Raw genomic sequence first — 24,628 nt, 5'->3', positions numbered from 1 at the left:
TGCGGCATTCCCCGGCGTGCTGTCGGTTCTGTCACCGCTGGAGGGCGCGGGCGACGAGGGTGGCCAGGTGGACGGGTTCGACACCGGCCGTCTGGCGCAGCTGGGTGCGGCAGCTGAACCCGTCGGCGACGACGTCGGTTCCCGGTGCGGCGGCGCGGACGGCCGGGAGCAGGCCTTGTTCGGCGCAGGCGATGGAGACGTCGTGGTGGCCGCGTTCGAAGCCGAAGTTGCCCGCGAGCCCGCAGCATCCCGCGTCGAGCACGTGCGCGCGGGTTCCGGTGGCGTCCAATGTGGCCTGATCGGCGGTGAACCCGAGTTCGGCGTGCTGGTGGCAGTGCACCTGCACCAGCGCTTCCCGGTCCTGCTCGGGGAGCTGCCACCGGTCGCGGGTCGGTTCGACCCATTCGGCGAAGGTGCGGGTCGCCGCGGCGAGGGCGGCCACGTCGAGGTCGCCGGGGGCGAGTTCCAGCGCGTCGTTGCGCAGGAACGCGGTGCAGCTGGGTTCCAGGCCGACCACCGGGAGCCCGCGCTCCAGCAGCGGGCGCAGCGCGCGGGCGGTGCGGCGGACCGCGCGGCGGGCGGTGCCGAGCTGGCCGGTGGAGTGCCAGGTCAGTCCGCAGCAGACCGGTTGGCGGGGGATTTCCACGGTGTGGCCGAGGGCTTCGAGCGCGGTGACCGCGTCGCGCCCGATGTGCGGGTCGAAGTGGTTGGTGAAGGTGTCCGGGAAGAGCACCACGCGCGGGGTGGTTCCGCTCCGCCGCTCGGACCACCACGCCTGTAGTGTTCGTGGCGCCATTTGCGGCACTTCGCGGCGGGCGTCGATCCCGCCGAGCCTTTTGAGCAGCGGTGCCAGCGGTCCGGAGAGCGTCCGGTTGACCAGCTGCGGGGCGTGCTGCCCGAGCTTGAGCCACAGCGGGAGGAAGCCCATCGAGTAGTGCGCGGCCGGGCGCAACCGGCGCCGGTAGTGCTGGTGCAGGAACTCGGCCTTGTAGGTGGCCATGTCGACGTCGACCGGGCAGTCGGACTTGCAGCCCTTGCAGGACAGGCACAGGTCGAGCGCTTCGCGGACCTCGGGCGAGCGCCAGCCGCCCTTGATGACCTGCCCGGCCAGCATCTCGAACAGCAGGTGGGCGCGGCCGCGGGTGGAGTGCTGCTCCTCGCGGGTCGCCCGGTAGCTCGGGCACATCACCCCACCTGTGGTGTTCAGGCACTTGCCCATGCCGACGCAGCGGCGCGTCGCGGCGGCGAGGTCGCCGGAGTCGGCGTGCAGCGCCAGCGCGGTGCGCGTCGGGAGCCGGGCCGGGGCCACCAGCGGGCGCACGTCGGCGTCGACCGGCCGCGGGTGCACGATCTGCCCGGGGTTGAGCAGCCCGGCCGGGTCGAAGGCCGCTTTGAACCGCTCGAAGGCCCTGATCACCTCGGGCGGGTACATCCTGGACAGCAGCGCGGAGCGGGCCTGACCGTCGCCGTGCTCGCCGGAGACCGAACCGCCGTGCGCCACCACGAGGTCGGCGGCGGCTTCCAGGAACGAGCGGTACTGCGCGGTGCCGGGGCCGGAGAGCAGGTCGAAGTCGATGCGGACGTGGATGCAGCCGTCGCCGTAGTGGCCGTAGGTCACGCCGCGGCGGCCGAACCGCGCCAGCAGCGCGTCGAACTCCCGCAGGTAGGAGCCCAGCCGCTCGGGCGGGACGGCCGCGTCCTCCCAGCCCGACGAGCGCTCCGACCCGGCCATCCTGGTCGAGTACCCGGAGCCCTCCTCGCGGATCTTCCACAGCGCCGCGATCCGCGCCGGATCGGTGTGCACGACGCTCTCGGCGCGCTCGCCCATCGCGCGGATGATCTCGTCGGCCGCGGCTTCGGCCTCGCCGAGGTCCGCGCCGCCGCTCTCCACCAGCAGCCAGCTGCGCCCGCCGGGCAGCAGCGGCAGCGCGGGCGAGGCGGGGTTGCGCTGCCGCACCACGTCGACCAGCTCCGCGCTGAGCCCTTCGATGGCCAGCGCGCCCAGCCCGCGCAGCCGGGGAACCTCGTCGGCCGCGGCGTAGGTGTCGGAGAACCCGAGCACGGTCAGGGCCCGCACCGCGGGCGCGGTCACCAGCTGCACGGTCGCGCCCAGCACGATCGCGCAGCTTCCCTCGGTGCCGACCAGGGCGCGGGCCAGGTGGAAGTCGTTCTCCGGCAGCAGCTGGTCGAGGTTGTAGCCCGACACCCGGCGGGCCAGATCGGGGAACGAACTGCGGACCGAGTCGGCGATCTCGTCCCGCAGCGCCCGCAGGTCCTGGTGCAGGCGGCCGACGCGGTCACCTCGCGCGCACAGCTCGGCCAGCTGCTCGGGCGAGGTCGCGCCGACTTCGAGGCGGGTCCCGTCGGAGAGCAGCACGTCCAGCGCGTGCACGTTGTCGACGGTCTTGCCCCAGGCCACCGAGTGGGTCCCGCAGGAGTTGTTGCCGATCATCCCGCCGAGCGTGCAGCGGCTGTGCGTGGAGGGATCGGGGCCGAAGGTCAGCCCGTTCCCGGCCACGGCGGCTTGCAGCGAGTCCAGCACCACGCCCGGTTGCACGCGGGCCAGCCGCCGGTCGGCGTCGATCTCCACGATCCGGTCGAGGTGCCGGGAGAGGTCGAGCACCAGCCCGGTGCCGATGGCGTTGCCCGCGATGCTGGTGCCCGCCCCGCGCGCGGTGATCGGCACACCGCGGTCGCGCGCGATGGCCACGGCGGCGACCACGTCGTCCTCGTCGCGCGGGAAGACCACCCCGGTCGGCACCTGGCGGTAGTTGGAGGCGTCGGTCGCGTAGAGCGCGCGGGTGCCGGGGTCGAAGCGGGTCGGGCCGGTCAGCGCGGCGCGCAGCTCGGTGACGAGGTCGGCGGGCGGGGTGGCCATCGGGCGCCTCCCGGGTCGGTGATCGGCGGCATAGCGCAGTGTGCCTGCCGCCGCGGGTGTAGGCGCACCACGACACGGTGACCCTTTTTCTGTATGGAGGCGACGAGCGGTGATCGTCCCCGAACGGATAATGTCGCGGCTGAACCGAATCTTGCGGCATCGTTTCGAGGGGAGATCCACAGTGGCACGGTCCGTACTGGTGACCGGCGGTAACCGCGGCATCGGCTTGGCCATCGCGAAGGCGTTCCAGGCCGCCGGGGACAAGGTCGCGGTCACGCACCGCGGGTCGGGTGCACCGGAGGGGCTGTTCGGGGTGCAGTGCGACGTCACCGACCCGGAGCAGGTCGCGGCGGCCTTCGACGAGGTCGAGGCCGCGCACGGCCGGGTCGAGGTGCTGGTGGCCAACGCCGGCATCACCGACGACACCCTGCTGCTGCGGATGAGCGAGGAGCAGTTCGGCCGGGTCATCGACGCGAACCTGGCCGGTTCCTACCGGGTGGCCAAGCGCGCGGCCAGCAGCATGCTGCGCCTGCGCAAGGGCCGGATGATCTTCATCTCCTCGGTGGTCGGGCTCTCCGGCGGCGCCGGGCAGGTCAACTACGCGGCGAGCAAGGCCGGGCTGGTCGGCATGGCCCGCTCGATCGCCCGCGAACTGGGCTCGCGCAGCATCACGGCGAACGTGGTGGCCCCCGGCTTCGTCACCACGGACATGACCGACGCGCTGTCCGAGGAGCGCAAGAAGGAGATCTTCGCCCAGATCCCGCTGGCCCGCTTCGCGGCCGTGGAGGAGGTCGCGGGCACGGTGGAGTGGCTGGCCTCCGACGCGGCCGCCTACATCACCGGCGCGGTGATCCCGGTCGACGGCGGCCTCGGCATGGGCCACTGATCAGAGTCTCATCCGCGCGCCCGCGCGCGGCGTAATCCCGGGTGCCCGCGCACCTGGTGGAAGAAAGCACAGCGGAGGATTTTCGTGAGCGGTTTGCTCGAAGGCAAGCGGATTCTGATCACCGGCGTGATCACCGACGCGTCGATCGCGTTCCACGCGGCCAAGGTCGCCCAGGAGCAGGGTGCCGAGGTGGTGCTCACCGGGTTCGGCCGGATGAGCCTGGTGCAGCGCATCGCGACCCGGCTGCCCAAGCCCGCGCCGGTGATCGAGCTGGACGTGACCAGCACCGAGCACCTGGACGGCCTGGCCGAGCGGGTCCGCGAGCACGTCGACGGCCTCGACGGCGTGCTGCACTCCATCGGCTTCGCCCCGGCGTCGTGCCTGGGCGGCGACTTCCTGGCCGCGCCGTGGGAGGACGTCTCCACCGCGCTGGAGGTCTCGGCGTACTCGCTGAAGTCGCTGTCCACCGCCACCCTCCCGCTGATGAGCGACGGGGGCTCGATCGTCGGCATGGACTTCGACGCGCGCGTGGCCTGGCCTGCCTACGACTGGATGGGCGTGGCCAAGGCGGCGCTGGAGTCGACCTCCCGCTACCTGGCCCGCGAGCTGGGCCCGAAGGGCATCCGGGTCAACCTCGTCTCGGCGGGCCCGGTGCGCACCATGGCGGCCAAGTCGATCCCCGGCTTCGCCGACCTCGAAGCGGGCTGGGGCGACCGCGCGCCGCTCGGCTGGGACGTCAACGACCCGACCCCGGTGGCCAAGTCGGTCTGCGCGGTCCTGTCGGACTGGCTGCCCAAGACCACCGGTTCGATGATCATGGTCGACGGCGGTGTGCACGCCCTCGGCATCTGAGGGCACTGTCGGCGGAGCCGTCCGCGCTTGTGCAAGCGGCGTCAGCCGCTTTGAGTACGCACGCAGCTTGCACCGCTGCGGGTACGGTGGCCCGCCACTGGGTGGCTCCCTGGGCGAGGACGGCCCCTCCGCCGTGTATTCGTTCATACATCAGGAGGGGCACCCGCAGTCCGGGGAAGCACTCAGGTTCCGCCAAGCGACCCCTGAGCAAAACAACCACAAACAGGTATTGAGTGTGGTCTCGCGCGCAGCCGGTGCCCCCGGCTGCGCGCGGCCGAGCCGTCGACGCCATCATGGTCGGGTGAGCTTTGACGCGTTGCTGTTCCTGTCGTTCGGAGGACCGGAGGGCCCGGACGAGGTCCGGCCGTTCCTGGAGAACGTGACCAGAGGCAGGGGAGTTCCGCCGGAACGCCTCGACGAGGTCGCCGAGCACTACCACCACTTCGGCGGGGTGTCGCCGATCAACCGGCTCAATCACGAGATCATCGCCGCGCTGGAGGCCGAGCTGGCCGCGCAGGGCCGCGAGCTGCCGGTCTACTTCGGCAACCGCAACTGGCACCCGATGGTGGAGGACACCGTCGCGAAGATGGCCGACGACGGCGTGCGCCGCGCGCTGGTGTTCGCGACCTCGGCGTGGGGCGGGTACTCGGGCTGCAAGCAGTACCACGAGGACATCGCCCGGGCGCGGGAAGCGGTCGGCGAGCGGGCACCGGAACTGGTGAAGCTGCGCCAGTTCTTCGACCACCCGCTGTTCGTCGAGGCCAACGCCGACGCGGTGCGCCGGGCGTTCGAGGAGCTCGACCCGGCCCAGCGCGAGCAGGCCCGGCTGGTGTTCACCGCCCACTCGATCCCGCTGCGCGCCGACGACCAGGAAGGCCCGGACGGCCAGCCCCGCTGGTACTCCCGCCAGGTCGCCGAAGCAGCCCGGCTGGTGGCCGAAGCGGTCGGCGTCGACGCCTACGACGTGGTCTGGCAGTCCCGCTCCGGCCCGCCGCAGGTGCCGTGGCTGGAACCGGACATCTGCGACCACCTGGAAGACCTGCACGCCAAGGGCGTCCAGGCGGTGGTGGTCAGCCCGGTCGGCTTCATCTCCGACCACCTCGAGGTCATCTGGGACCTGGACAACGAGGCCAAGGACAAGGCCGCGGACCTGGGCATGGGCTTCGCCCGCGCCGGAACGGCGGGCCCGGACCCGCGCTTCGCGAAGCTGATCACCGAGCTGATCGCCGAGCACACCGACGGCGCGGAGGTCCGCAAGCTCTCCGAACTCCCGGCGGCGGGCTCCACGACCAACGGCGAGCCCTGCGCTCCGGGCTGCTGACAGCCGAGGACAGAGCCCTCGTCCGTCCGATCAGGACCGACGAGGGCTTTGCCTTGTGTCCGTGGGTATCTGACCAGGCAGGAGGCGTCTGGCGATCAGCGGTGAGAGTCGGGCGGGACCTGGCGACCGGCGGTGATAGCGCGGCCGGGTTGGTGTGGTGACGGAGCCGGTCGGGTGCGGGGCTGGGTTGGGTGCACTGCGGTAGGTGGTTGCGTCGTGCGCGGGGCGATTTTGCCTGAAACTGGCCACGTTCTCGACGCAGGATGCGGCCGGACAGGGACGCCAGTTTCAGGCAAAATCGCCGGAGGTCACCACCACACGAACAGTGGTGGTACAGGTCCCGGCCCTGGTCAGCGCCGCCGTGGGAGCGGGTGAGCGATCGTACGGCGGAACCCGCGTGGTGACACGGGCAGTTTTGCCGGAAATTGCCTCCCGTCGCCGCCGCAGGTTCTGTCGAGAACGCGGGCAATTTCCGGCAAAACTGCCCCACCCCCAAGGCGACCACCCACCGCTTTGAACCCAAGCCCAGCCCGGTATCACCACCCGCAGATGCGACGCAGGAGCCGGATTTATGCGGCGTAGGCGATCGCGTCGAACTCGCGCTTCGCGACACCGTCCCGGAACGCCGCGACCTCGGCTTCGGTGAAGACCAGCTCGACGCCAGCCCGCCCACGCTGCCGGAAGACGAACAGCCCGTCCTCGTCGCGGCGCGTGATCTCTAAGCACAGGCCGCTGGTCCGCCTGTCGCGCTCGCCGGTCAGGTAGGCGTCGAACTCCTCGGCGGTGAACACGAGCCGGTGGTCTTCGGGTGAGCCGAAAGGCACCTTGTCGTCACGCATCTCGACCCACCCGCCACGACGGGCGACGCGGACGCAGCTCTTGGTGGGTTCGCTTCGCGTCGCCTTGCGGAAGTCATGCTCGGTGAACTCGGGTCGCGGCGTTGTGATCATGCAATCTCCCTAGGAACTGGAGTTTTTCGTCTCTTCGAGAAGCTCGCGTGAGATCGTTCTGAGGAACGCGCGGGTCTCATCGAACCGCAATGCGGTGCTGGTGAGGCGAGCCCAGGCCGGCTCGTGGGCGGTGAGCGCCTTCTTGTCGTCCAGGTAGCGGATCTCGCCCGCGCCTTCCATGTAAGCGAGTTCCAGCGGTCCAGCTGCTCCCGGCGACGGAACGCGGATCAGGACAAAACGAGTGCCGACCGACGGCCTGGAGAAGTCTTGAACGGTATCACCTGGATCAGCATGTTCGGCAGGTTGGAGAGCTTGATCAGGTGCTCGATCTCTGCTCGCCGACCCGGCACACCTGCCGAAGTGGTTGCGGGGCTCGGTGCTGCACGAGCCGGGTTCGGGCCGTTCACGTCCTGACTCCAGAGAACCATGAGCTGCACGAGCTGCTCGCCCAGCAACCCACCAACTTCGTCGCCTTCCGGCCCCGCCCTGTCGAGGAGAACCGACGACGGGCTCACGAACTTGTCGGAGGTCTGCGGCGGAGCGGTGGCTGATGCCAGGATCACGGGGTGTGACATGAGGTCTGACTACGGCTACGATCCGACAACGGGGTGCTTCTATGGTGCGTGAGCCGCGACTCGACTTGCAGTGGCTGTTAGACGCCAACGACCGGAGCGGGGACTCTCCAGCCCTGCTGGATCGATTGGAGCGCGCCACTCCCGAAGAAGCCGAGCGAGCCCTGGCGGTGTTGGCCGCGAGGGCTGCGGATGGCTCCGCTGCTGCTTTGCATCTGCACGCGACCGGGCTGGTTGCGGTCGGACGGGTCGACGAGGCCATCCCGGTGCTGCGCGAGGCCATCTCGAGAGCGCCGGAGCGAACGGAGTTCCGCTTGAATCTCGCGGTCGCCTACGTCCGAGTCGGTGCGGTCGATCTCGCCGCAGCGACGCTGGACGCGGCGATCGCAGCAGCCGAGGCCGGGCAGCTGCGTCTCGCCGATATCGACCGCCATCAGATACGTGTGGCCGTTCAGCGCAGGCGAGATGAGCTCACCGCCTGGATAGCCTGGCGTGATGAGGATTATCGGATGCTGCGGCTGCGTGCCGACATGCTCAGGGAACGGATCGCGCTCGGCGAGGCGACGACCGCCGACCGGGTGCAGCTGGCGAACGCGTTGCTGGCACTGCGCAAAGCCGCCGACATCGAGGACACGATGGCCGAGGCCACCAGCGTTCTGGAAGCCGCCTACGCGATCGAGCCCGGGAACGTGGGCGTTCTGGAAAGGCTCCTCTACGCGTACGGGGTGACGCACGACGAGCGTTTCGATGAAGTGCTGCGGCAGTTGGAGCAGGCCGACCCCAACTCGCTAGTGCTGCGCGAGTTCACGAGGAGCGGCCGGGACGCAGACCATGCAGAACTGGCCGCCACGTTGCGGGCGAGGATCATCGAACTCTTCGAGATCGCTGTGGACCTGGAGCAAAGGCCGGAGGCGGACGCCGCGATCGTCGGGCTGCGGGAGATGCTGAAGTCGTTCCCGGCCAATCGTGAGTATCTCGGCATGCTGATGTTCGCCGAGCACATTCATGGCGAGTCCGCGCAGGCGTCGGCGATTGCCGAAAAGTTGGAGGCGAGCGTTGACCTGACTCACTCCGAGCATTTCAACATGGCCCAGGTCTTCTGGTCTCATGACCAGCCACGCGGAGAGCGACACCTGTTGGCCGCCTACGACAAGGCCGCCAACGACGACGAGCGTCGTGACGTCGATGACCTCCGTGCACTTCTGGCGCAGTGGGGGCGGTGACGTGGCCGAGTCACGGGAGGCTGCGCTGCTCCGCGTTCTGCTGTCGGCGCGCAGCCTCGACGAACTGGAGCCGTTGATCCGCACGGCGATGCCGTTCGACGCGCGCGGCCTGCTTCAGGACCTCTCCGCACGCGAGCAGGCTGCACTCATCGCCGGGCGCACAGCGGAGGCAGCCTATGTGGCTTACCTGCGGCTGTTGATCGAAGAGGTGCTGAGCGACTACCGGCTGATTTCTTCTGATGACGTGTCGATCGACGGGTTTGAACCTTGGCTCGATCACGCTCTGGCGCTGCCCTCGCTGTTCAGCATGTTCCTCGCGGCCAGGCGATACCGGACCGCGCTCGGCGACGATGCGTTCGGTCGGGCACGAGCAGCGATCCTCGGAAGCGGCTGGCAACCGGCGACGGACCAGCATGTTGCCGCTCTGGTGGCAGTCGCCTTTGCGGCGGGCGGTTCCTGGGAACGCGTGATCGCGAGACTGCTCTGGGCGATCCGGTGCGGCAGAACGGGCCGACCTGACCACGCATGGCGTCACGTCAGCAGGGCACGCGCTGAACTGGAGTCAGCAGTCGACGACCTTGGCGACGATGAACGACAGTTCTCCTACTTCCTGCTCGGGGGCTCTGCGCAAGCCTGCGGCCAGTTGGACCTGGCGATCGACGCCTACCAGACGGCCCTGGCCATCGAACCGGAGAAGCCCAATACGGCCGCCCGGACAGCGCTGGCGACCTGCCTCGCAGACACCGGACGCGGCGAGGAGGCCACGGCCGTGTTGAGCGAGATTGTTCTCGCTTCTTCAGCTCCAGAGCCCGAGGTGGGTCTCCATATGCGTGCAGTGAATCTGCGCGCTGAGCTGCATGAGGAGAGCGAAGAGGACGATCTGGCGCTGAGCGATCACGAGACCGTGGTTGCGATGGCCCGGTATCTCGGCGACCGGCGTAGCGAGTTCCGCGCCCGCGCATCGGTCGCGCGTCTGCTGAGCCAGGCGGGACGCCATCGCGACGCGGTTCACGCGGCGAGCGACAACCTGGTCCAGGCCAGAACCTGGTCCGATCATCTGTCGCTGGCGTCCGCCCACAACAACCTCGGCGCCGCCCTTCTCGCCAAGGGGGACAAAGCCGCGGCTCGCGAACAGTACCGGGCGGCTCTCGCATGCCGCACCGGCTCGGACGGTCCGACTTTCAGCGAGGCGGTCACCCACTTCGGGCTCGGGGACACTGAACTGGACGATGAAGAAAGGGCGAACCTGTTCCACCGCGTCGGCTTCATGCACGCGGAACACGCGACCGACACGCTCACCGCCCTCACCCACTACCTCCCCAGGGTGCGGCGGCCGGACAACACGCTCCCGGAGGACGTCTGTCGAGGCTTGCTGCAGCCCGCGTTAGGACGCGCCATCAGAGAGAGGAACTGGCCTGCGTACACCCTGCTGACGGACCTACTCGCCGACCATCTCGCTGCGACTGGTCAGCGTGACGTCGCGATCGGCGTCCGGCGTGAGGTGCTGGGGAACTGGGAGTCGAGGGGGTCGCGGCGGGGCGGCGTGATCGAGTCCCGGACCAAGCTCGCCGAGCTGCTGGTTGCTGCGCCGGAGAGCCGTCAGGAGGCTTTCGACCTGTTGTGGAAAGCCAGGACCCTGATTCTCGAGAAGGTCGAACAAGCGCTCGTCGAGCAGCGGCACAGCGAGATCCTGGGAACGCACATCCGGGTCTACGACTTGCTCATTCAGCTCTTGGTGCACACCGACACACGGCTGGAGCTGCCTGATGCTCGATGTCGTGACGAGCTCGCGTTCGACCTCCATGAAGAGGCCAAGTCCCGGAGCTTCCTCATCGGGATGTCACGACGTCCCGCCCACACAGGCGAGCCGCTTCCGATCGATCTTCTGGAGCGCGAGGCGGAGCTGATCCTTGCCGAGCGTCGGCTTCAACGGTCGCAGTGGACGGCCGGAGCGCGCAGCCGTGGCGAGCGTCTCGCCCGGCTGGCCGAAGTGCGCGCCGAACTGTCGGCGATCTGGGAACGGCTGCGGCCACTGGCCCCTGAGTACGTGCGGGTGAGGCAGGCGTTCCCGGCCGATCTGCACCAGGTCAGAGGGATGCTGGGCCAACATGCGCCGGACGTTGGCATGGCCCTGGTCTCGTACTTCGTCGGCCGGGACGAAACCACCTGCTTCATCTTGCGGTCTGACGACGAAGAACTGCGGGTCTGCCGCGTTTCGCTGACGGAGGCGGAGTTGGGCGCCGTGGTAGAGCGGTTGCGTGTGACCTTCAACGGTGACCCTGAGTCCTTTCCGCCGGTTGCGCCCCTGCGCGGTAGACATCCGCATCGTCGCAGCATCGCGTTTCTGGACGACATCGGGCCGGAGCTGCTGTCGTTCACAGCGCACACCGCGGGCCTGCCCCTCGTCTGTTTCGCGCCCCACGGCCCTGTTCACCTGCTACCGCTCCACGCGCTGCCCGTTACCGACCAGACGCGCCTGGTCGAGGTCGCGGCCACCGTCTACTGCCCCAGCCTGAGTTCACTGCCTGCTGTCCTGGCCCGGCGCCAGAGCGACGACGCGCAGCAAGGCGAAGCCTTCGTCGCCGGCGTCGCCGCGCGCGAGGATCTCATCCCGGAGAACTTCGAACGCGACCAGGACCTCCTGACCGTCGACGGTCGACCGCCGCACTCGGTTGTCGGCATCGATGCCACGCCCAGCGCGGTGCTTGCCGGAATCGCCGACGCCCGGATTGCGCATCTGACCTGCCACGGCTCCATCAATCGCTCGGAGCCGCTGGAATCCGGTCTGCTCCTCGCTCATGGCGGCGCCCGGCCGAGTATTGATCCCCGCCGATCCGGGCCTGAACAGCGACGTGGCCATGTCCTGTCCGTGGGCGAGTTGGCGGACATCGAGACGTCGCTGCGCTTGCTGGTGCTGCGTGCGTGCTCGGCGGGCAGCCTCGCCCGCGAGAACGGCGGCGACGAGTTCAGCGGCCTGGTGCGCACCTTCCTCCAAAGCGGCGTATCGGCAGTCATCGCACCTGCCTGGAACGTCGACCAGGAGAGCTCTCGGCGGTTCCTCGCAGAGCTCTACGACGGGTGGCGCGTGCATCCCACGATGCCACTGTGGTTACTGTTTCACCGGACGCAGCTGCGGATGCTTCGCGGTGAGGCCGAACCTTGGACGGCTCACCCTTATCACTGGGCTCCCTTTGTACTGGTAGGAGATTGGCGATGACAGCTACCCCTGTCGGCGAGCTCGATGACCGGGCTGTTCTGCTCTCGATCCAGTACCTTGCGGAGGATCTCCGTTCCGAGTTCCCGGAGGTGGTCCGGACTCCGGCTGAGGCCCGACTGGTCTTGTCCTCGCTGCTGGCGCAGTCTGGAATCGCTGACGTGGAACCGGAGCAAGTGCTCTCGAACGAGGACAACGCGCTGACTGCCGCGCGGCGGGCGCTTGAAGGGGCGAATGCGGATCCGGACACCCGCAACCGTGTCGAGCAGCTCTTGGCCGACCCTCCGCAGGACGAGCAGATGGGTGTCGAGTCGGCGCTGGGGGCCGTGGCCGTTCTTGCCTTCTTGATCTCTTGGTTGCAAACGAAGATCGAGTTCCGGATCCACCGCAAGGACGGCAAGACGGAGGTCGAGTTCACGATCAGCCGTGAGCCCGCGGACAACCGAGTCCTTCGCGACTTCGCCGATGTCTTTCGCAGAATCCTTGGCATCTCGACCTCGTCGATCCCGATCGATGCGGGGCAGACCGACGATGAACAGGATGCGAACGCTGGTCGTGTGGAGGAGTGAGGGGGACGACTCGAGGAACGCGCTGCGTCAGTCCTCAGAACCGCTGATCCGGCTCCGCTGAAGGACTCTGCCGGGATCTTGGCGAAGGCCAATGAATGATCATGCTGGTACGTCAGTCTCAGGGTTGAGCGATTCGATCGTGCAACCAGAGGAGTTTGGCGTGCAGTGGCTCGAATCGCGGAAGGTGTAGGTCCCGGCGAACGCGACGTCTGAAATCCGCCAGCGTGGTCGCGGCCGGTCGGCTGAGAATCCGCTCATGGACGCTGTAGTGCAGGGAATCCGCATCCGGCACCGCGGGCGTGAACCGCGGGTCCATCCCACCGCCTACATCGCGCCGACGGCCACGCTCGTCGGTGATGTCCGCGTGGGGCCGAGGGCGCGGGTGATGTACGGCGCGGTGCTCGATGCCGAGGGAGCTCGGATCGAGGTCGGGGAGGCGGCGGTGATCTGCGAGAACGCGGTGTTGCGCGGGTCCGCGGTCGCCGGCGATCAGCCGGTGCTCGTCGGCGACCACGTCTTCGTGGGGCCGCAGGCCACGCTGCTGGGCTGCGAGGTCGGCAGGTGCGTCTACGTGGCGACCGCGGCGACGGTCCTGCAGCGCGCGCGGTTGGGGGCAGGCTCGGTCGTCGCTGTCGGTGCGCTCGTCCATGCGCGCACCGTCGTTCCGGACGAGTACTTCGTGCCTCCGCACACCGTGGCGCTCGACGCGCCGCTGCGGCTGCTGGCGCCAGGCGATCCGGGCCTGGCCGAGGCCGTCGGGCGGGTGGGCTTCGCGCAGGCGGCGTTCGGCGTCGACGCGGAGTGGACCGACCGCATCAACCGGTACGAGCGCATCGCGGAGGTGCGCGTCGCCGAGTTCGGCGCGCACGCCGACGACGAGGTTCTGAATCCCGGCTAATGCTCCAGCCGTAGGGTGATGTCTCGTTCTGAGAGGATCCTGACGTGTTCAACTTCGGGATCGAAGGCTACCGGCCTCATTGGCTGAACGGTCGCTCCGCCGTCGTGGCGGCCCACGGCCGGCACCTGCGTGCGCTCATCGGCCGCCCGCTGACCGATGCCTGGCTGGTCTGGGACGTTCAGGACAACGAGTGGTTCTCCGACTGCCCGGTCTTGCTCGACTTCACCGGAGAACAGGTTGAGATCAACCACCAGAAGTTCGACGACCTCTCGATCACCTGGAACACGATCGATCCCCACCAGCCGGTCCGGTGGCCCGACTTCGATCTCCAGTGGCGCCACGACATGCACGTTGAGCTGCACGCCCTCTACGGCCAGGTCCTTCAGGACGTCGAGCTCCTCGAATGGACCGGGCGCGACATGGCCCGGGGAACAGTCGCTGTCAGCTTCCACTTCCCCCACAGCCAACTGACCATCGCCAACGCCCTCGACACGAACGAACTGACCTTCGGGCCACCCGAATCGCGCTAACCAGCGTCACTCACTTCGCTAAAGCACTCGCCCTGAACCGAATCCTCAAGCGCCCTGACCGAGAACCTAGGACTAGCCACAATCGGCAGATCACGATCTACGGCTGGAGCAGCTGTGCTCGGCTAGGAGTGTGAACCCGTGACGGTCGACCGATGCGGCGGTGGCCGAGAGGATGGCGACGCCGGTGCGGGCGCTGCGGTCGAGTCCGAGCCAGGACCGGAAGCCGCCGGTGCCGCCGTTGTGCCAGGTGATGGGCCGGCCCTTCACCTGGATCGTGATCCATGCGGCGCCGATGTGGGCGCCGGCGCCGAACGGGGCGATCGGATCGAGTGCGGCGATGCCGGGGGCACTGCCGTCGAGTACCGCCGCTGTGAAGCGGGCCATGCTGGTGATGGAGGCCCGGATGCCGCCTGCCGGCCCGAGTCCCTCACCGGTCCAGGGCTGCCGCGGTCGTCCTCGGCGGCTTCTGCCGTTGAGCGCCCCGGGGCGAAGGTCGTCGGCTGTCCCCGGGACGTAGAAGCAGTCAAGTTCCAGCGGGGTGGCGATGCGCTGGTGGACGAGTTCTGGGTAGGTCGTCGTGGCGGCGCGGGCGAGGGCGTGTCCGAGAAGTTCGAATCCGAGGTTGGAGTAGCGGGGCCGTGGCGTGCCCAGCGGAACATCCCGGGTCTGGTCGAGGAACTGTTCGAGGTCCTCGCCGTAGGGGTTGGTTCCGTGTCGCCACAGGGCGATGGTGCGCCGCAATGGTCCTGCGGATTTGGGTACCCGGGGCAGGCCGGATCGGTGCGTGCTCAGCGATCGCAGTGTCACTCGTGCGGCGGGGACGTCGCCCAGGGGCAGCAGTTCGCCGAGGCTCGTGTCGGGGGCGATCTCGCCTCGGGTGAGGGCGTCGGCATACAGCAGCCCGGTGACGGCCTTCGCGATCGAGCCGATTTCGAAGTCGGCGTCCAGGTCGGTTCCGCGGCTCGCCACGTGCATGCCCTCGGGCGTGACCACGGCCGCCGCGACGACCGGGTGGCGGGGGCCCAACAGTTCGCCGAGTCTGGTAGCGAGCTGCTGGTCGCCGTGTATCCCGGCGGTCATGACCGGCCGCCGAACAGGCCGCGACCGGCGTACTTCTTGTGGACTGCCTGTTTCGAGACACCCAGGGCGGCGGCGATTTGCGGCCACGTGGCGCCGTTGTTGCGGGCGCGGCGCACCAGCACCGCTTCGATGCGTTCCGTCTCGGCGCGGAGTCGCGCCACGGAGCCCAACCCCACCAACGGGTCGTGGTCCGCCGTCGATGCCGCGAGTTCGGTCAGCTGTTCCACATCCACGCGTCAACCGTAGTTGACCGCCAGCTGGATCGTCAACCAAAGTTGACGCCGCTGGCTGAAGAACTCCTCCCGCACCGCATCGGCGACTCTCGTGCCGACCGCGAGGAGGCACCCCCGACCGGAGCCCGGTCGGGGGTGCCTGTTCGCAGTGCCACGTTCGAGCTCAGCGCGACTGGCGAGTGCGGGCAGTCCGCTGCCGGGGTGGCGATCCCGGTCCGTCCTCGGTCATGGCAGGTTGAGGACGAAGTCGAACGTGGCGTTGGAGCCTTGGACGTCCATCAGCAGCGCCGGGTCGAAGATCGCGTCCCAGTCGTTGCCGGGCTCACCGGGGAAGTACAGCTGGGTGGTGAGGATCGGCTGGTTCGGGGCCTGGACCTTGACGTGGACGTGCCGGGTGCGGCCCGGGTAGAGGCCGGGCACGATCGTGTCGAGCTGGAAGCGGCCGTCGGTGGAGGTGAACTGGTGGCCGCGGCCGCGGTAGCCGACGTTGTCGTAGTTGCCGCCGTTGTCGGCCTGCCAGAAGTCCAGCAGCACCCGGTCCAGCGGGGCGCACGACCGGCTGTAGACGACGCCGGTGATGGTCAGTGCCGTGCCGGGCATGTCGCCGCGCAGGTCGCTGCGCTCGGGGGAGTTGGGCTTGAAGTACGGGCCTTCCATCTGCGGGGGCGTCAGGTCGTCCCCGTCATCGCACATCGGGGTGGGAGTCAGCTCTCCGGCGGCGGCGCGGGGTGCGCGCGCCATCTCACCGGCGACCACGGGGAGGGTGACCGCGGTGGCCAGGCCGGCCTTGAGGAACGTGGACCGACGGATTCGCCGTTCGTCCTCGGTCATAGCGAGCCGCCTTTCGGGGGTGTCAGCACGAGAAAATGGTGTGAACCATTTCACGTCGCGACGGTTCCCCCGGCGACAGCGGAAAGTTGGTACAGGTGTAGACGAAAAGTGCTAAAAAGCAGACGAATGCGCCATTCGGCCTAGTGTTCCGCGCTCCGCTCGGGCATGTCCACTGTGGATCGCATCGCCGGTAGGCGGATGGTGAACGTCGTACCGGCGCCGACGGTGCTGCGCACCTCGATGCTACCCCCGTGCGCCTCCACCAGGTGGTGCGTTATCGCCAGGCCCAGACCGCTGCCGCCGCCGTGGCGGCCGCGGGACTTCTCCGCGCGCCAGAAGCGGTCGAAGACGTGCGGCAGCGACTCGGCCGGGATGCCGACTCCGGTGTCGCCGACCTCGATGATCACCTCGGCGGCCACCCGTTGCGCGCGCAGCTCGACGAGCCCGCCCGCGGGCGTGTGCCGCAGCGCGTTGGACACCAGGTTGCCCAGCGCCTGGCGCAGCCGGGTCGGGTCGGCGGCCAGGTCCGGATCGCCGGCGGCGCTCGCGCGCAGCTCGACACCACCGGCCTCGGCCCGGCCGCGGTGCGCGGCGGCGACCTGCTCCAGGATCGCGCCGAGGTGCACGGGTTCGAGGTGGGCGCGCAGCTTCCCGGCATCGGCGAGGGCGAGGTCCTGCAGGTCGTCGATGAGGTGCTGGAGCAGCAGCGTCTCCTCCAGCAGCGAGGTCACCAGCGGCTGGTCCAGCGTGGCCACGCCGTCCTGCGCCGCCTCCAGCCAGCCGCGCACGTTCACCAGCGGAGTGCGCAGCTCGTGCGCGATGTCGCTGACCATCGTCTTGCGCTGCTGCTCGGTGCGCTCGACCTGCTCGGACATCGCGTTGAACGCCGCCGCCAGCTCGCCGATCTCGCCGCGCGCGCTGGTGCGCACCCGCGCCGAGCGGTCGCCGCCGCCCATCCGCCGGGCCGCCGCGGTGATGGCGTCGATCGGGCGGACCAGGCGGCTGGCGGCCAGCGCGGTCAGGCCGACGGTGAGCACCAGCACCACCAGCGCCGTCCACGCGATCCGCGAGATGCCCACAGTGGACAGATCGGTGGCCGCCTGGTCGGTGCCCGGCTTGGTGATGAACAGCTGCGCCGCGGGGGAGACGTAGGCGCCGAGCTGCTCCCGGCGCGCGGCGTCCACGCAGCGCTGGTCCTCCGGTGCGGCGCGCAGCCCGTTCGGCCAGGTGGTCTCCGCCGCCTCAGCGGGCAGCGGGTCCGCGCCCTGCCTGGTCAAGCAGGCGTTGGCCAGCTCCAGCAGCCCGGCGTTGGCGGTGCGCTCGGTTTCGGTGGTCGCCGTCGGCGCACCGCAGGAATCCAGCGGCGGTTTCACGGCGACCGACGTCTCCGGTGCCCCTTCCTCGGCGGGCACCGCTTGCGGCGGATCGTCCGGCACGTTCACCGGTCGCGACCGCTTCTGCTCCGGTTCGGCAGGGACGACCTCGAGCGTCGAGCGCCCGTTGGGCAGCTCGACGATCCGGCCGTCCGAGCCGCTCCGCCGCACGCAGCCGAGCTGGCGCTGCGCTTCGGCGGCCAGCTTCGCGCGCTCGGCGGCGGTCAGCCGGTAGGGGCCGACGGCCCGCGGATCGATCGTGGCGCCGGGCTTGAGCACCGGGTCCACGGCGAGCGGGTCGACCACCGCCGACGGCGTCCGCGGCAGCGGGGTGTCCTGCGGATCCCCGGAATCGGCGATCGGGGCCCGGTTCTGGGTGGTCAGCGTGATCCGGCGCCCGGTGCGCTCGGAGAGCTCGGTCACCACGCCCTGCACCCCGGACCACTGCGGGTGCCCGGCCGCGTAGCCCAGCAGTTCGTCGTAGATCTGGGCGTCGGTGGCCAGGCTCTCGCCGATCTCCTGGTTGATCGCCCCGCTGGTGCTCTGCGCGGCCAGCCACGCGGTCGCCCCGATCGAGCACCCGGCCACCACCACGGACATGGCCAGCAGCCGGGCCAGCAGGCTATGCCGCCGCGCCATCGGGGCAGTCCTGCAGCTTGTAGCCCACGCCGTAGACGGTGAGCAGCCGGACCGGCCGGCGAGGATCGGGTTCGAGCTTGCGGCGCAGGTTCATCACGTGCACGTCCACCGTGCGCTCGGTGATGAACTTGTCCATCCCGAACGCCTGGCTGAGCAGCTGCCCGCGGGTGAAGGCCCGGCCGGGTTCGGCGGCCAGCACCGCCAGCATCCGGAACTCCGCCGGTGTGCAGTCGAGCTCGGCACCGGCCAGCAGCACCTCGTGCCGCTGCTGGTCCACCACCAGGTCGCCGACGCGCAGCGGCTGGTGGCCGCGGTCCTGAACCCGGCGCACGCGCCGCAGGATCGCGCGCACGCGGGCGGCGAGCTGGCGCGGGCTGTAGGGCTTGGTGATGTAGTCGTCGGCACCGAGGTCGAGGCCGAGCAGCACGTCGTCCTCCGTGGTCCGCGCCGTCAGCAGCACGATCGGCACGTCGGACTCGGCGCGCAGGACGCGGCACACGTCCAGGCCGTCCACCTTGGGCATCATCACGTCGAGCACGACCAGGTCGGGCAGGCGCCGCCGCGCCTCGTCGATCGCCGCCCGGCCGTCACCGACGACGACCACCTGGTGGCCGTCGCGCTCGAGGTAGCGCCGGATGAGTTCGGCCTGCTTCGGGTCGTCCTCGGCGACCAGCACGTGTGCGCTCACGCGGCGCATTATCGCCTCCGCCGCCGCACCGCGGTGCGGCGGACACCGCATCTGAACAGGTTCTTCACAACTCGCGCCGCGCAGCGGAATCCGAACAGGTTCTTCACATCGGGCAGACGGGATCTTGAAAAGCGCGCACCAAGCTGGTCCTCGTCCGGAACTCCCGGACGATCGAACGAGAGGACGCGAGATGAAGCTTGGTCGTACCGTCGCCGCCGCGGCGCTGCTCGGAGCCACGGCGCTGCCGCTGACCGCCGCGGTCGGCTGGGCCGACGAGCCGAAGACCGCCCCGGTGGCCGAGGAGCAGAAGCCCGTCGCCCCGGCTCCGGTGGACGAGAAGACCCCGGCGCCGGAGCAGAGCCGCCCGGTCGAGCCGCCGAAGGAAGGGGCGACCCCCGAGGCGGTGCGGGAGAAGACGGCCCAGGTCTCCGAGCGCCCGGTCGGCGCGCCGGAAACCGGTGGCGGCCCGGTGGAATCCGGCTTCGGCCCGGCGGCGCTCGGTGGCGCGGCAGCGCTGGCCGTCGCCGGTGGCGGCGCCGCGGTCGTGCTGCGCCGTCGGCGTGCGGGCGCGAACTGAGGCGTCCGCGGATGAACGTGCCTCCCCGTGCACGGGGGAACCGGGGCGGTCGTGCTGTCGCGACCGCCCCGGTCCTCGTGGCCGCCGCGCTCTCGCTGGCGCTGTCGGGATGTTCGGCGGCCGACCGGCCCCTGGACCTCGGCGCCACCACGCCGCAGCAGGTGCACGCCGCCACCGCGCTGGCGCAGTCGCCGCCGACCTGGATCGAGATCCCCCGGATCGGGGCGCGCTCCTCGCTGCTCGCGCTGGGGCTCAACCCCGACCGCACGGTCGAACTGCCGTCGGTGCACGAGCCGATGCAGGCCGGTTGGTACGAGCACAGCCCGACTCCCGGCGAGATCGGCCCGGCCGTGGTGCTGGGGCACGTCAACGGTGACGGCAAGGACGGGATCTTCGCGCGGTTGCGGGAGCTGCGGCCCGGCGACGAGGTCCTGGTCGGCCGCCAGGACGGGCAGGTCGCCCGGTTCGTCGTGCACCGCATGGCGCAGGAGCCCAAGCACGGATTCCCAGCCGACGAGGTCTACGGCGACACCGCCGATCCGCAGCTCCGGTTGATCACCTGCGGCGGGTCGTTCGACAGCACCGCGCGCAGCTACCGGGACAACATCATCGCCTTCGCCACCTTCACCGGAACCGTCCGGAGTGGATAGTGCTCAGCCCGGTGGGATCCCGCTGCCCAGCAGGGCGGCGACGTCGAGCAGCGCGACCAGGATGACGGCGCGGAAAGCGGCGCGAGATCCGGGACGGCGGCCCAGCACCAGCCCGGTGCTCAGCAACACCACCGCCAGCACGAGCAGCAGCAGACCGGCGGACGGCCCGACCGGGCCGAGCACGAGAAGCACTGCGGTGGCGAGCACCAGAAGTGCCGCCACCGCAGTGCTTCTCACCGCACCGAGCCGGTGCGGCAGGCCGCGCACGCCGGTGGCAGCATCGTCGGCGAGATCGGGCAGCACGTTCACGAAGTGCGCTGCCGCGCCCAGCAGGGCCGCGGCCAGCACCAGCCACGACGCCGGTGCCGTGTCGCTGCCCAGCGTCACGAAGACGGGCAGCAGTCCGAAGGAGACGGCGTAGGGCAGCACCGAGAACGCGGTGGCCTTCAGCCCGAGGTCGTAGGCCCACGCCGATCCCAGCGCCACCAGGTGCACCGCGGTCGCCGGGATGCCGAACGGCAGCGACAGCACCACTGCCGCCAGCGCCGAGATGACGGCTGCGACCAGCACCACCCGCCGCGAGACCTCGCCACGCGCCACCGGCTTGCCGGACCGCCCGACCCGGGCATCGCGATCGGCGTCGACGAGATCGTTGAGCCAGCCGACGGACAACTGCCCGGGCAGCACCGCGGCGGCCACCCCGAGCGCTCCACCGCCCACCGCGGCGGCCAGCCCGGCGGCGATCGCGGTGACCGCCAGCGCGGGCAGCGGGTGCGAGGAGCGGGCCAGCGCGAAATGCCGCACCCGGCCGAGTGTGCCAGCCTGGAGCGCATGGCACGCGGCGGCGCGCTGCGCAACGATCCGCAGCTCTACGAGACCTGTGCGGATCAGTGGTGGCAGCCGCGAGGCGCATTCGCGATGCTGCACTGGCTCGCCGCCGCTCGCGCAGCGCTCGTGCCCGCGGCACCGCGGCCGGACGCGGTCCTGGTCGACCTGGGCTGCGGCGCGGGCCTGCTCGCACCGCACGTGGCCGACAAGGGCTACCGGCACATCGGCGTCGACCTCTCGCCGAGCGCGTTGCGGCAGGCCGCCGAGCACGGTGTGCGGCCGCTGGCCGGTGACGTGCAGGCGGTGCCGCTGCCAGCGGGTTTCGCGGATTGCGTGGTGGCGGGCCAGATCCTGGAGCACGTGGTCGACCTGCGCGCCGCCGTCGCCGAAGCGTGCCGGATCCTCCGGCCCGGCGGACTGCTGGTGCTGGATACGCTGGCTGCCACCGCGCTATGCCGGGTGGTGGCCATCGGTCTGGCCGAACGGCTGCCGGGCATCGCGCCGCGCGGTGTGCACGATCCCGCGCTGCTGGTCGACCGCGACGTGCTGGCGGCCGAAGCCGCCCGGCACGGCGTCGAACTGGCGTTGCGGGGACTGCGCCCGTCGCTGCGGGACCTGGTGGCGTGGTCGGCCCTGCGGCGGAGCACCGTCCGCATGGTTCCGGTGCGCACCACCGCCGTGCTGTTCCAGGCCATCGGGTGGAAGAAGGGGTGAACGCCGGTGCCGTTGCCAGCCGCGTCCGCGCAGGAGGTGGTGCGGGACCTGGTTCCGCGCATCGCCGCGCGCGCCGAGCACTACGACACCGCGGGCGCCTTCCCCGCCGAGGACTTCGCGGATCTGCGCGACCGGGGCCTGCTCGGCCTGATGGTTCCCGAAGAGCTGGGCGGCTCCGGCGCGTCGTTCGCCGACTACGCCGCCGTGGCCGCCGAACTGGCCACCGGAGCCGGTGCCACGGCGCTGATCTTCAACATGCACGCCTCGGTCACCGGTGCGCTCGCGCACGCACCCGAGGAACTGCTCCAGCAGCTGGGTGCGCCCGAGAGCTGCTTCGACGCGCGCGACCGGCTGCTGTCCGACGCCGCCGACGGCGCGCTGTACGCGGTGGCGATGAGCGAGCGCGGCGGCGGATCGCGGCTGTCGCGCACCACCACCGGCTACCAGCGCGACGACCGCGGGTTCCGCATCACCGGCCGGAAGGCGTTCGTCTCCGGCGCCGGGCACGCCGATGCCTACCTGGTCACCGCCAAGGACGTCGAGGGCGGCGAACCGAAGGTGTCCTACTTCCTGGTTCCGGCCGGTGACGGCGTCCAGGTCGAACCGACCTGGGATTCGCTGGGCATGCGCGCCACCGGCAGCCACGACGTGCACTTCGACGTCGCCGTCGGCCCGGACGCGCTGCTCGGCGGGATCGAAGGTCTGACGCTGCTGATCGCGCAGGTGATGCCGCAATGGCTGGTGGCCTCCTACGCCGCGGTCTACGTCGGAGTGGCCCGCTCGGCGCTGTGCGCGGGCAGTGAGCACCTGCGCGAGCGCGGACTGCACGGCCTGCCCGCGGTGCGCAACCGGATGGGCCGCGCCGATGCCGCGGTGGCGGCGGCCGAAGCCGTCGTGCAGGAGGCCGCCCGGCGCGTGGCGCAGCAGGCCGGTGAACCGGAGACGAACCGCTGGGTGTGGCGGGCGAAGCTGGTCGCCGGGGACACCGCGGCGCAGGTGGCCTCCTCGGTGCTGGAAGCGGCGGGCACCGCGGCCACCCGTCGCGGCCACCCGCTGGAGCGCATCTACCGCGACGCCCGGTGCGGCGCGCTGCAACCGGCGACCTCCGACGTCTGCGCCGACTGGCTCGGCGTCGCCGCGCTCGGCGGCGATCCCGACCACGACACCGAAGCACCGCGCTGGTGACGCCGGCGATCGTCGGCTTCGGCTCGGCGCTGCCGGACTCCGCCGGGCAGGACGAGCTGTGGGACGGCTTCTTCGCGGCGCACTTCGGCGGCAGCGCCCTGGCCCGGCGGCTGTTCTCGGCGGTCGGCGTGCACCGCAGGCACACCGTGGCCAACCCGCTGGAAGAAGACCTCTCCGGATGGACCACCGCGGCCCGCATGCGCCGCTTCGACGAACAAGCACCGCCGCTGGGACACCGCGCGGTGCTCGCCGCACTGGCCGACGCGGACCTCGCGCCGGAGGAGATCGGCCTGCTCACCGTCGCCTCCTGCACCGGCTACGGCACCCCGGGCCTGGACATCAAGCTCGCCGGATCGCTGGGCATGCGCCCGGATCTGCGACGGCTGTTCGTCGGGCACATGGGCTGCTACGCGGCCCTGCCCGCGCTCGGCGGCGTCGTGGACTTCGCCGCCGCGCGCGACCGGCCCGCCGTCCTGCTGTGCCTGGAGCTGACCTCGCTGCACATCCAGCCGCCCACGGCCGATCCGCAGCAGATCGTCTCGCACGCGCTGTTCGGCGACGCCGCGGTGGCGGTGGTGGTGCACCCGCGCGCGACCGGACTGGCGGTGCTCGACCTGGTGGCCTTCACCGACACCAGCGGCCTGGACCAGATGACCTGGGACATCACCGATCTCGGCTTCCGGATGGGCCTGTCGCCGCAGGTCCCCGACGTGCTGGCCCGCCACCTCGGCGCGGTGGTCGGCGACCTGCTCGACCGCAACGGGCTGGGCCTGGACGACGTCGCGGGCTGGGCCGTGCACCCGGGCGGGCCGCGTATCCTCGACACGGTGGAGGAAACCCTGGGTTTGCCCGCTGCCGCGCTGCGGTCGTCGCGGAAGGTCCTGGCCGAGCACGGGAACTGCTCGTCGGCGACGCTGCTGCTGGTGCTTCGGAAGCTGATCGCCGGTGAGCTCAACGGCGGAAGCCACGTGGTGGCAATGGCTTTCGGACCCGGACTGACCCTCTACGCGGCGCTGCTGCGGGTGACCGGATGAGCGAGGCGCTGACGCTCGCCGCCCCGGAACGCGTCCGCTGGTCGCTGACCGACCAGATCTGGCGCGACGTCGTGTTCGCCCACTGGCCGTGCGATCCCGCGCTGCTCCAGCCGATGCTGCCGCGCGGCACCCGGCCCGACCTGCTCGCCGGATCCGCCTGGATCGGCCTGATCGGCCTGCGGATGACCGTGAGCTCGGTGCTGGGCGTGCCGACACCGCGCGGTCTGCGCGACTTCAACGAGGTCAACGTGCGGACCTACGCCGTCGACGGGCGCGGCCGCCGCGGGCTGGTGTTCCTGAGCATGGAGGCCTCGAACCGGACTTTCGTGCGGACCGCCCGCGCCGTGGCCGGTCTGCCCTACCGCTACGGGCGGGTGGAGTTCGAACGCCGCGGGAGCGAAACCGGCTACCGGGTGCGGCGCGGTGCGGTGGGGCTGGAGCTGCGGGTCCGGCGCGGTCCGCGCACCGCGGCGGGGGAGGCCGACCGGTTCGCCACGGCGCGCTGGCGGATGTTCTCCACCTGGCACGGGCATTGCCTGCACACCCCGGCCGACCACGAACCGTGGGCCCTGCACCGCGCGGAACCGCTGTCCTGCGCGGACTTCGGCCTGCTCGGCGAACTCGGCCTGCCCGCCCCGGACCGGCCGGTGGCGCTCATCGCGTCCAGAGTGGACGCCCGGTTCGGCGCGCCCAGCAGGTGCTGACGAACGGCGGGCCCGCCTCCCGGAATGGGAGTGCGGGCCCGCCTTCACCGGAAATGGCATCAGGAGTTCTTTGAGGATGCGGCGGAGCCGCATGCGGTGTGGGATTCAGCTTGCACCGCTGCGGGTTCTCAGACGGTGCCCGCCCCGAACTGGGCTCTTGGCGAGGCCAGTCCCCAGCGTGGTGTATTGGTCATACATG

The 24,628-nt window shown here is 70.5% G+C and carries 24 protein-coding genes; 14 read left to right on the top strand and 10 right to left on the bottom strand.

Annotated features, from left to right (window positions below; genetic code table 11):
• Positions 1 to 31 precede the first annotated feature (31 nt).
• A complete protein-coding gene (locus tag OU416_RS13415; protein ID WP_270927246.1) occupies positions 32 to 2,878 on the bottom strand; it encodes an FAD-binding and (Fe-S)-binding domain-containing protein in 2,847 nt (948 codons plus the stop codon).
• Positions 2,879 to 3,059: 181 nt separating this feature from the next.
• Here OU416_RS13415 and fabG point away from each other — a divergent pair, with 181 nt between their 5' ends.
• The 3 genes from fabG (at position 3,060) to OU416_RS13400 (ending at position 5,937) form a co-directional block, all read left to right on the top strand.
• Complete coding sequence (gene fabG, locus OU416_RS13410; protein ID WP_270927245.1) at positions 3,060 to 3,764, top strand: 3-oxoacyl-ACP reductase FabG; 705 nt, start codon at positions 3,060 to 3,062, stop codon at positions 3,762 to 3,764.
• Positions 3,765 to 3,848: 84 nt separating this feature from the next.
• Positions 3,849 to 4,616, top strand: a complete 768-nt coding sequence (fabI, locus tag OU416_RS13405) for an enoyl-ACP reductase FabI (RefSeq protein ID WP_270927244.1) — start codon at positions 3,849 to 3,851, stop codon at positions 4,614 to 4,616.
• A gap of 301 nt (positions 4,617 to 4,917) precedes the next feature.
• Positions 4,918 to 5,937 (top strand): ferrochelatase, encoded by a 1,020-nt coding sequence (locus OU416_RS13400; RefSeq protein ID WP_270927243.1) that lies wholly within the window; start codon positions 4,918 to 4,920, stop codon positions 5,935 to 5,937.
• Between the two features lie 569 nt (positions 5,938 to 6,506).
• Here OU416_RS13400 and OU416_RS13395 read toward each other — a convergent pair.
• Genes OU416_RS13395 through OU416_RS13385 form a run of 3 tightly spaced genes read right to left on the bottom strand, consistent with a single transcriptional unit; the run spans position 6,507 to position 7,462 of the window.
• A complete protein-coding gene (locus OU416_RS13395; protein ID WP_270927242.1) occupies positions 6,507 to 6,887 on the bottom strand; it encodes a DUF397 domain-containing protein in 381 nt (126 codons plus the stop codon).
• Between the two features lie 9 nt (positions 6,888 to 6,896).
• Positions 6,897 to 7,082, bottom strand: coding sequence for a Scr1 family TA system antitoxin-like transcriptional regulator (locus OU416_RS13390; protein ID WP_270927566.1), 186 nt, complete (start codon positions 7,080 to 7,082; stop codon positions 6,897 to 6,899).
• A 32-nt stretch (positions 7,083 to 7,114) separates the two neighbouring features.
• The gene (locus OU416_RS13385) at positions 7,115 to 7,462 is read right to left on the bottom strand and encodes a hypothetical protein (protein ID WP_270927583.1); all 348 of its coding nucleotides are present in this window, start codon (positions 7,460 to 7,462) and stop codon (positions 7,115 to 7,117) included.
• 41 nt (positions 7,463 to 7,503) lie between these two features.
• Here OU416_RS13385 and OU416_RS13380 point away from each other — a divergent pair, with 41 nt between their 5' ends.
• From OU416_RS13380 to OU416_RS13360, 5 genes are all read left to right on the top strand, one after another.
• Positions 7,504 to 8,682 carry a tetratricopeptide repeat protein gene (locus tag OU416_RS13380; RefSeq protein ID WP_270927241.1) on the top strand — a complete coding sequence of 393 codons (1,179 nt, stop codon included), beginning with the start codon at positions 7,504 to 7,506 and terminating at the stop codon, positions 8,680 to 8,682.
• A complete protein-coding gene (locus OU416_RS13375) occupies positions 8,645 to 11,899 on the top strand; it encodes a CHAT domain-containing protein (RefSeq protein WP_270927565.1) in 3,255 nt (1,084 codons plus the stop codon). Before OU416_RS13380 ends, OU416_RS13375 begins: the two co-directional genes overlap by 38 nt.
• Complete coding sequence (locus tag OU416_RS13370; RefSeq protein ID WP_270927240.1) at positions 11,896 to 12,465, top strand: effector-associated constant component EACC1; 570 nt, start codon at positions 11,896 to 11,898, stop codon at positions 12,463 to 12,465. The genes OU416_RS13375 and OU416_RS13370 overlap by 4 nt, the downstream gene beginning before the upstream one ends.
• A 256-nt stretch (positions 12,466 to 12,721) precedes the next feature.
• The gene (locus tag OU416_RS13365) at positions 12,722 to 13,363 is read left to right on the top strand and encodes a gamma carbonic anhydrase family protein (RefSeq protein WP_270927239.1); all 642 of its coding nucleotides are present in this window, start codon (positions 12,722 to 12,724) and stop codon (positions 13,361 to 13,363) included.
• Positions 13,364 to 13,407: 44 nt separating this feature from the next.
• Entirely contained in the window at positions 13,408 to 13,893 is a 486-nt protein-coding gene (locus OU416_RS13360) for a hypothetical protein (RefSeq protein WP_270927238.1), read from the top strand.
• 90 nt (positions 13,894 to 13,983) lie between these two features.
• On the opposite strand, the gene OU416_RS13355 is transcribed toward OU416_RS13360, so the two are convergent.
• From OU416_RS13355 to OU416_RS13335, 5 genes are all read right to left on the bottom strand, one after another.
• On the bottom strand, positions 13,984 to 14,973 hold the full coding sequence (locus tag OU416_RS13355) for a serine hydrolase domain-containing protein (RefSeq protein WP_270927237.1): 990 nt from the start codon (positions 14,971 to 14,973) through the stop codon (positions 13,984 to 13,986).
• On the bottom strand, positions 14,970 to 15,200 hold the full coding sequence (locus tag OU416_RS13350) for a helix-turn-helix domain-containing protein (RefSeq protein ID WP_270927564.1): 231 nt from the start codon (positions 15,198 to 15,200) through the stop codon (positions 14,970 to 14,972). The genes OU416_RS13355 and OU416_RS13350 overlap by 4 nt, the downstream gene beginning before the upstream one ends.
• 231 nt (positions 15,201 to 15,431) lie before the next feature.
• Positions 15,432 to 16,037 (bottom strand): dioxygenase family protein, encoded by a 606-nt coding sequence (locus tag OU416_RS13345; RefSeq protein ID WP_270927236.1) that lies wholly within the window; start codon positions 16,035 to 16,037, stop codon positions 15,432 to 15,434.
• Positions 16,038 to 16,177: 140 nt separating this feature from the next.
• The gene (locus tag OU416_RS13340; RefSeq protein WP_270927235.1) at positions 16,178 to 18,049 is read right to left on the bottom strand and encodes a sensor histidine kinase; all 1,872 of its coding nucleotides are present in this window, start codon (positions 18,047 to 18,049) and stop codon (positions 16,178 to 16,180) included.
• The gene (locus tag OU416_RS13335; RefSeq protein WP_270927234.1) at positions 18,033 to 18,737 is read right to left on the bottom strand and encodes a response regulator transcription factor; all 705 of its coding nucleotides are present in this window, start codon (positions 18,735 to 18,737) and stop codon (positions 18,033 to 18,035) included. Before OU416_RS13335 ends, OU416_RS13340 begins: the two co-directional genes overlap by 17 nt.
• A 190-nt stretch (positions 18,738 to 18,927) precedes the next feature.
• On the opposite strand from OU416_RS13335, the gene OU416_RS13330 reads away from it, so the two are divergent.
• Together OU416_RS13330 and OU416_RS13325 are read left to right on the top strand one after the other, a co-directional pair.
• Positions 18,928 to 19,314, top strand: a complete 387-nt coding sequence (locus OU416_RS13330; protein ID WP_270927233.1) for a hypothetical protein — start codon at positions 18,928 to 18,930, stop codon at positions 19,312 to 19,314.
• An 11-nt stretch (positions 19,315 to 19,325) separates the two neighbouring features.
• Complete coding sequence (locus tag OU416_RS13325; protein ID WP_270927232.1) at positions 19,326 to 19,964, top strand: class F sortase; 639 nt, start codon at positions 19,326 to 19,328, stop codon at positions 19,962 to 19,964.
• Positions 19,965 to 19,967: 3 nt separating this feature from the next.
• On the opposite strand, the gene OU416_RS13320 is transcribed toward OU416_RS13325, so the two are convergent.
• The gene (locus OU416_RS13320) at positions 19,968 to 20,768 is read right to left on the bottom strand and encodes a UbiA family prenyltransferase (RefSeq protein WP_270927231.1); all 801 of its coding nucleotides are present in this window, start codon (positions 20,766 to 20,768) and stop codon (positions 19,968 to 19,970) included.
• Positions 20,769 to 20,795: 27 nt separating this feature from the next.
• Between OU416_RS13320 and OU416_RS13315 the strand changes: the two genes are divergently transcribed.
• The 4 genes from OU416_RS13315 to OU416_RS13300 are packed head-to-tail and all read left to right on the top strand — an operon-like array spanning position 20,796 to position 24,429.
• A complete protein-coding gene (locus OU416_RS13315) occupies positions 20,796 to 21,506 on the top strand; it encodes a class I SAM-dependent methyltransferase (RefSeq protein ID WP_270927230.1) in 711 nt (236 codons plus the stop codon).
• A 6-nt stretch (positions 21,507 to 21,512) separates the two neighbouring features.
• Complete coding sequence (locus OU416_RS13310; protein ID WP_270927229.1) at positions 21,513 to 22,691, top strand: acyl-CoA dehydrogenase family protein; 1,179 nt, start codon at positions 21,513 to 21,515, stop codon at positions 22,689 to 22,691.
• Complete coding sequence (locus tag OU416_RS13305; RefSeq protein WP_270927563.1) at positions 22,685 to 23,725, top strand: type III polyketide synthase; 1,041 nt, start codon at positions 22,685 to 22,687, stop codon at positions 23,723 to 23,725. Before OU416_RS13310 ends, OU416_RS13305 begins: the two co-directional genes overlap by 7 nt.
• Complete coding sequence (locus OU416_RS13300) at positions 23,722 to 24,429, top strand: YqjF family protein (protein ID WP_270927228.1); 708 nt, start codon at positions 23,722 to 23,724, stop codon at positions 24,427 to 24,429. Before OU416_RS13305 ends, OU416_RS13300 begins: the two co-directional genes overlap by 4 nt.
• Positions 24,430 to 24,628 lie beyond the last annotated feature (199 nt).

The organism is Saccharopolyspora indica (genome assembly GCF_027853965.1).
Taxonomy (GTDB): Bacteria; Actinomycetota; Actinomycetes; order Mycobacteriales; family Pseudonocardiaceae; genus Saccharopolyspora; species Saccharopolyspora indica.
This window is presented reverse-complemented; position numbering and strand designations above follow the sequence as displayed.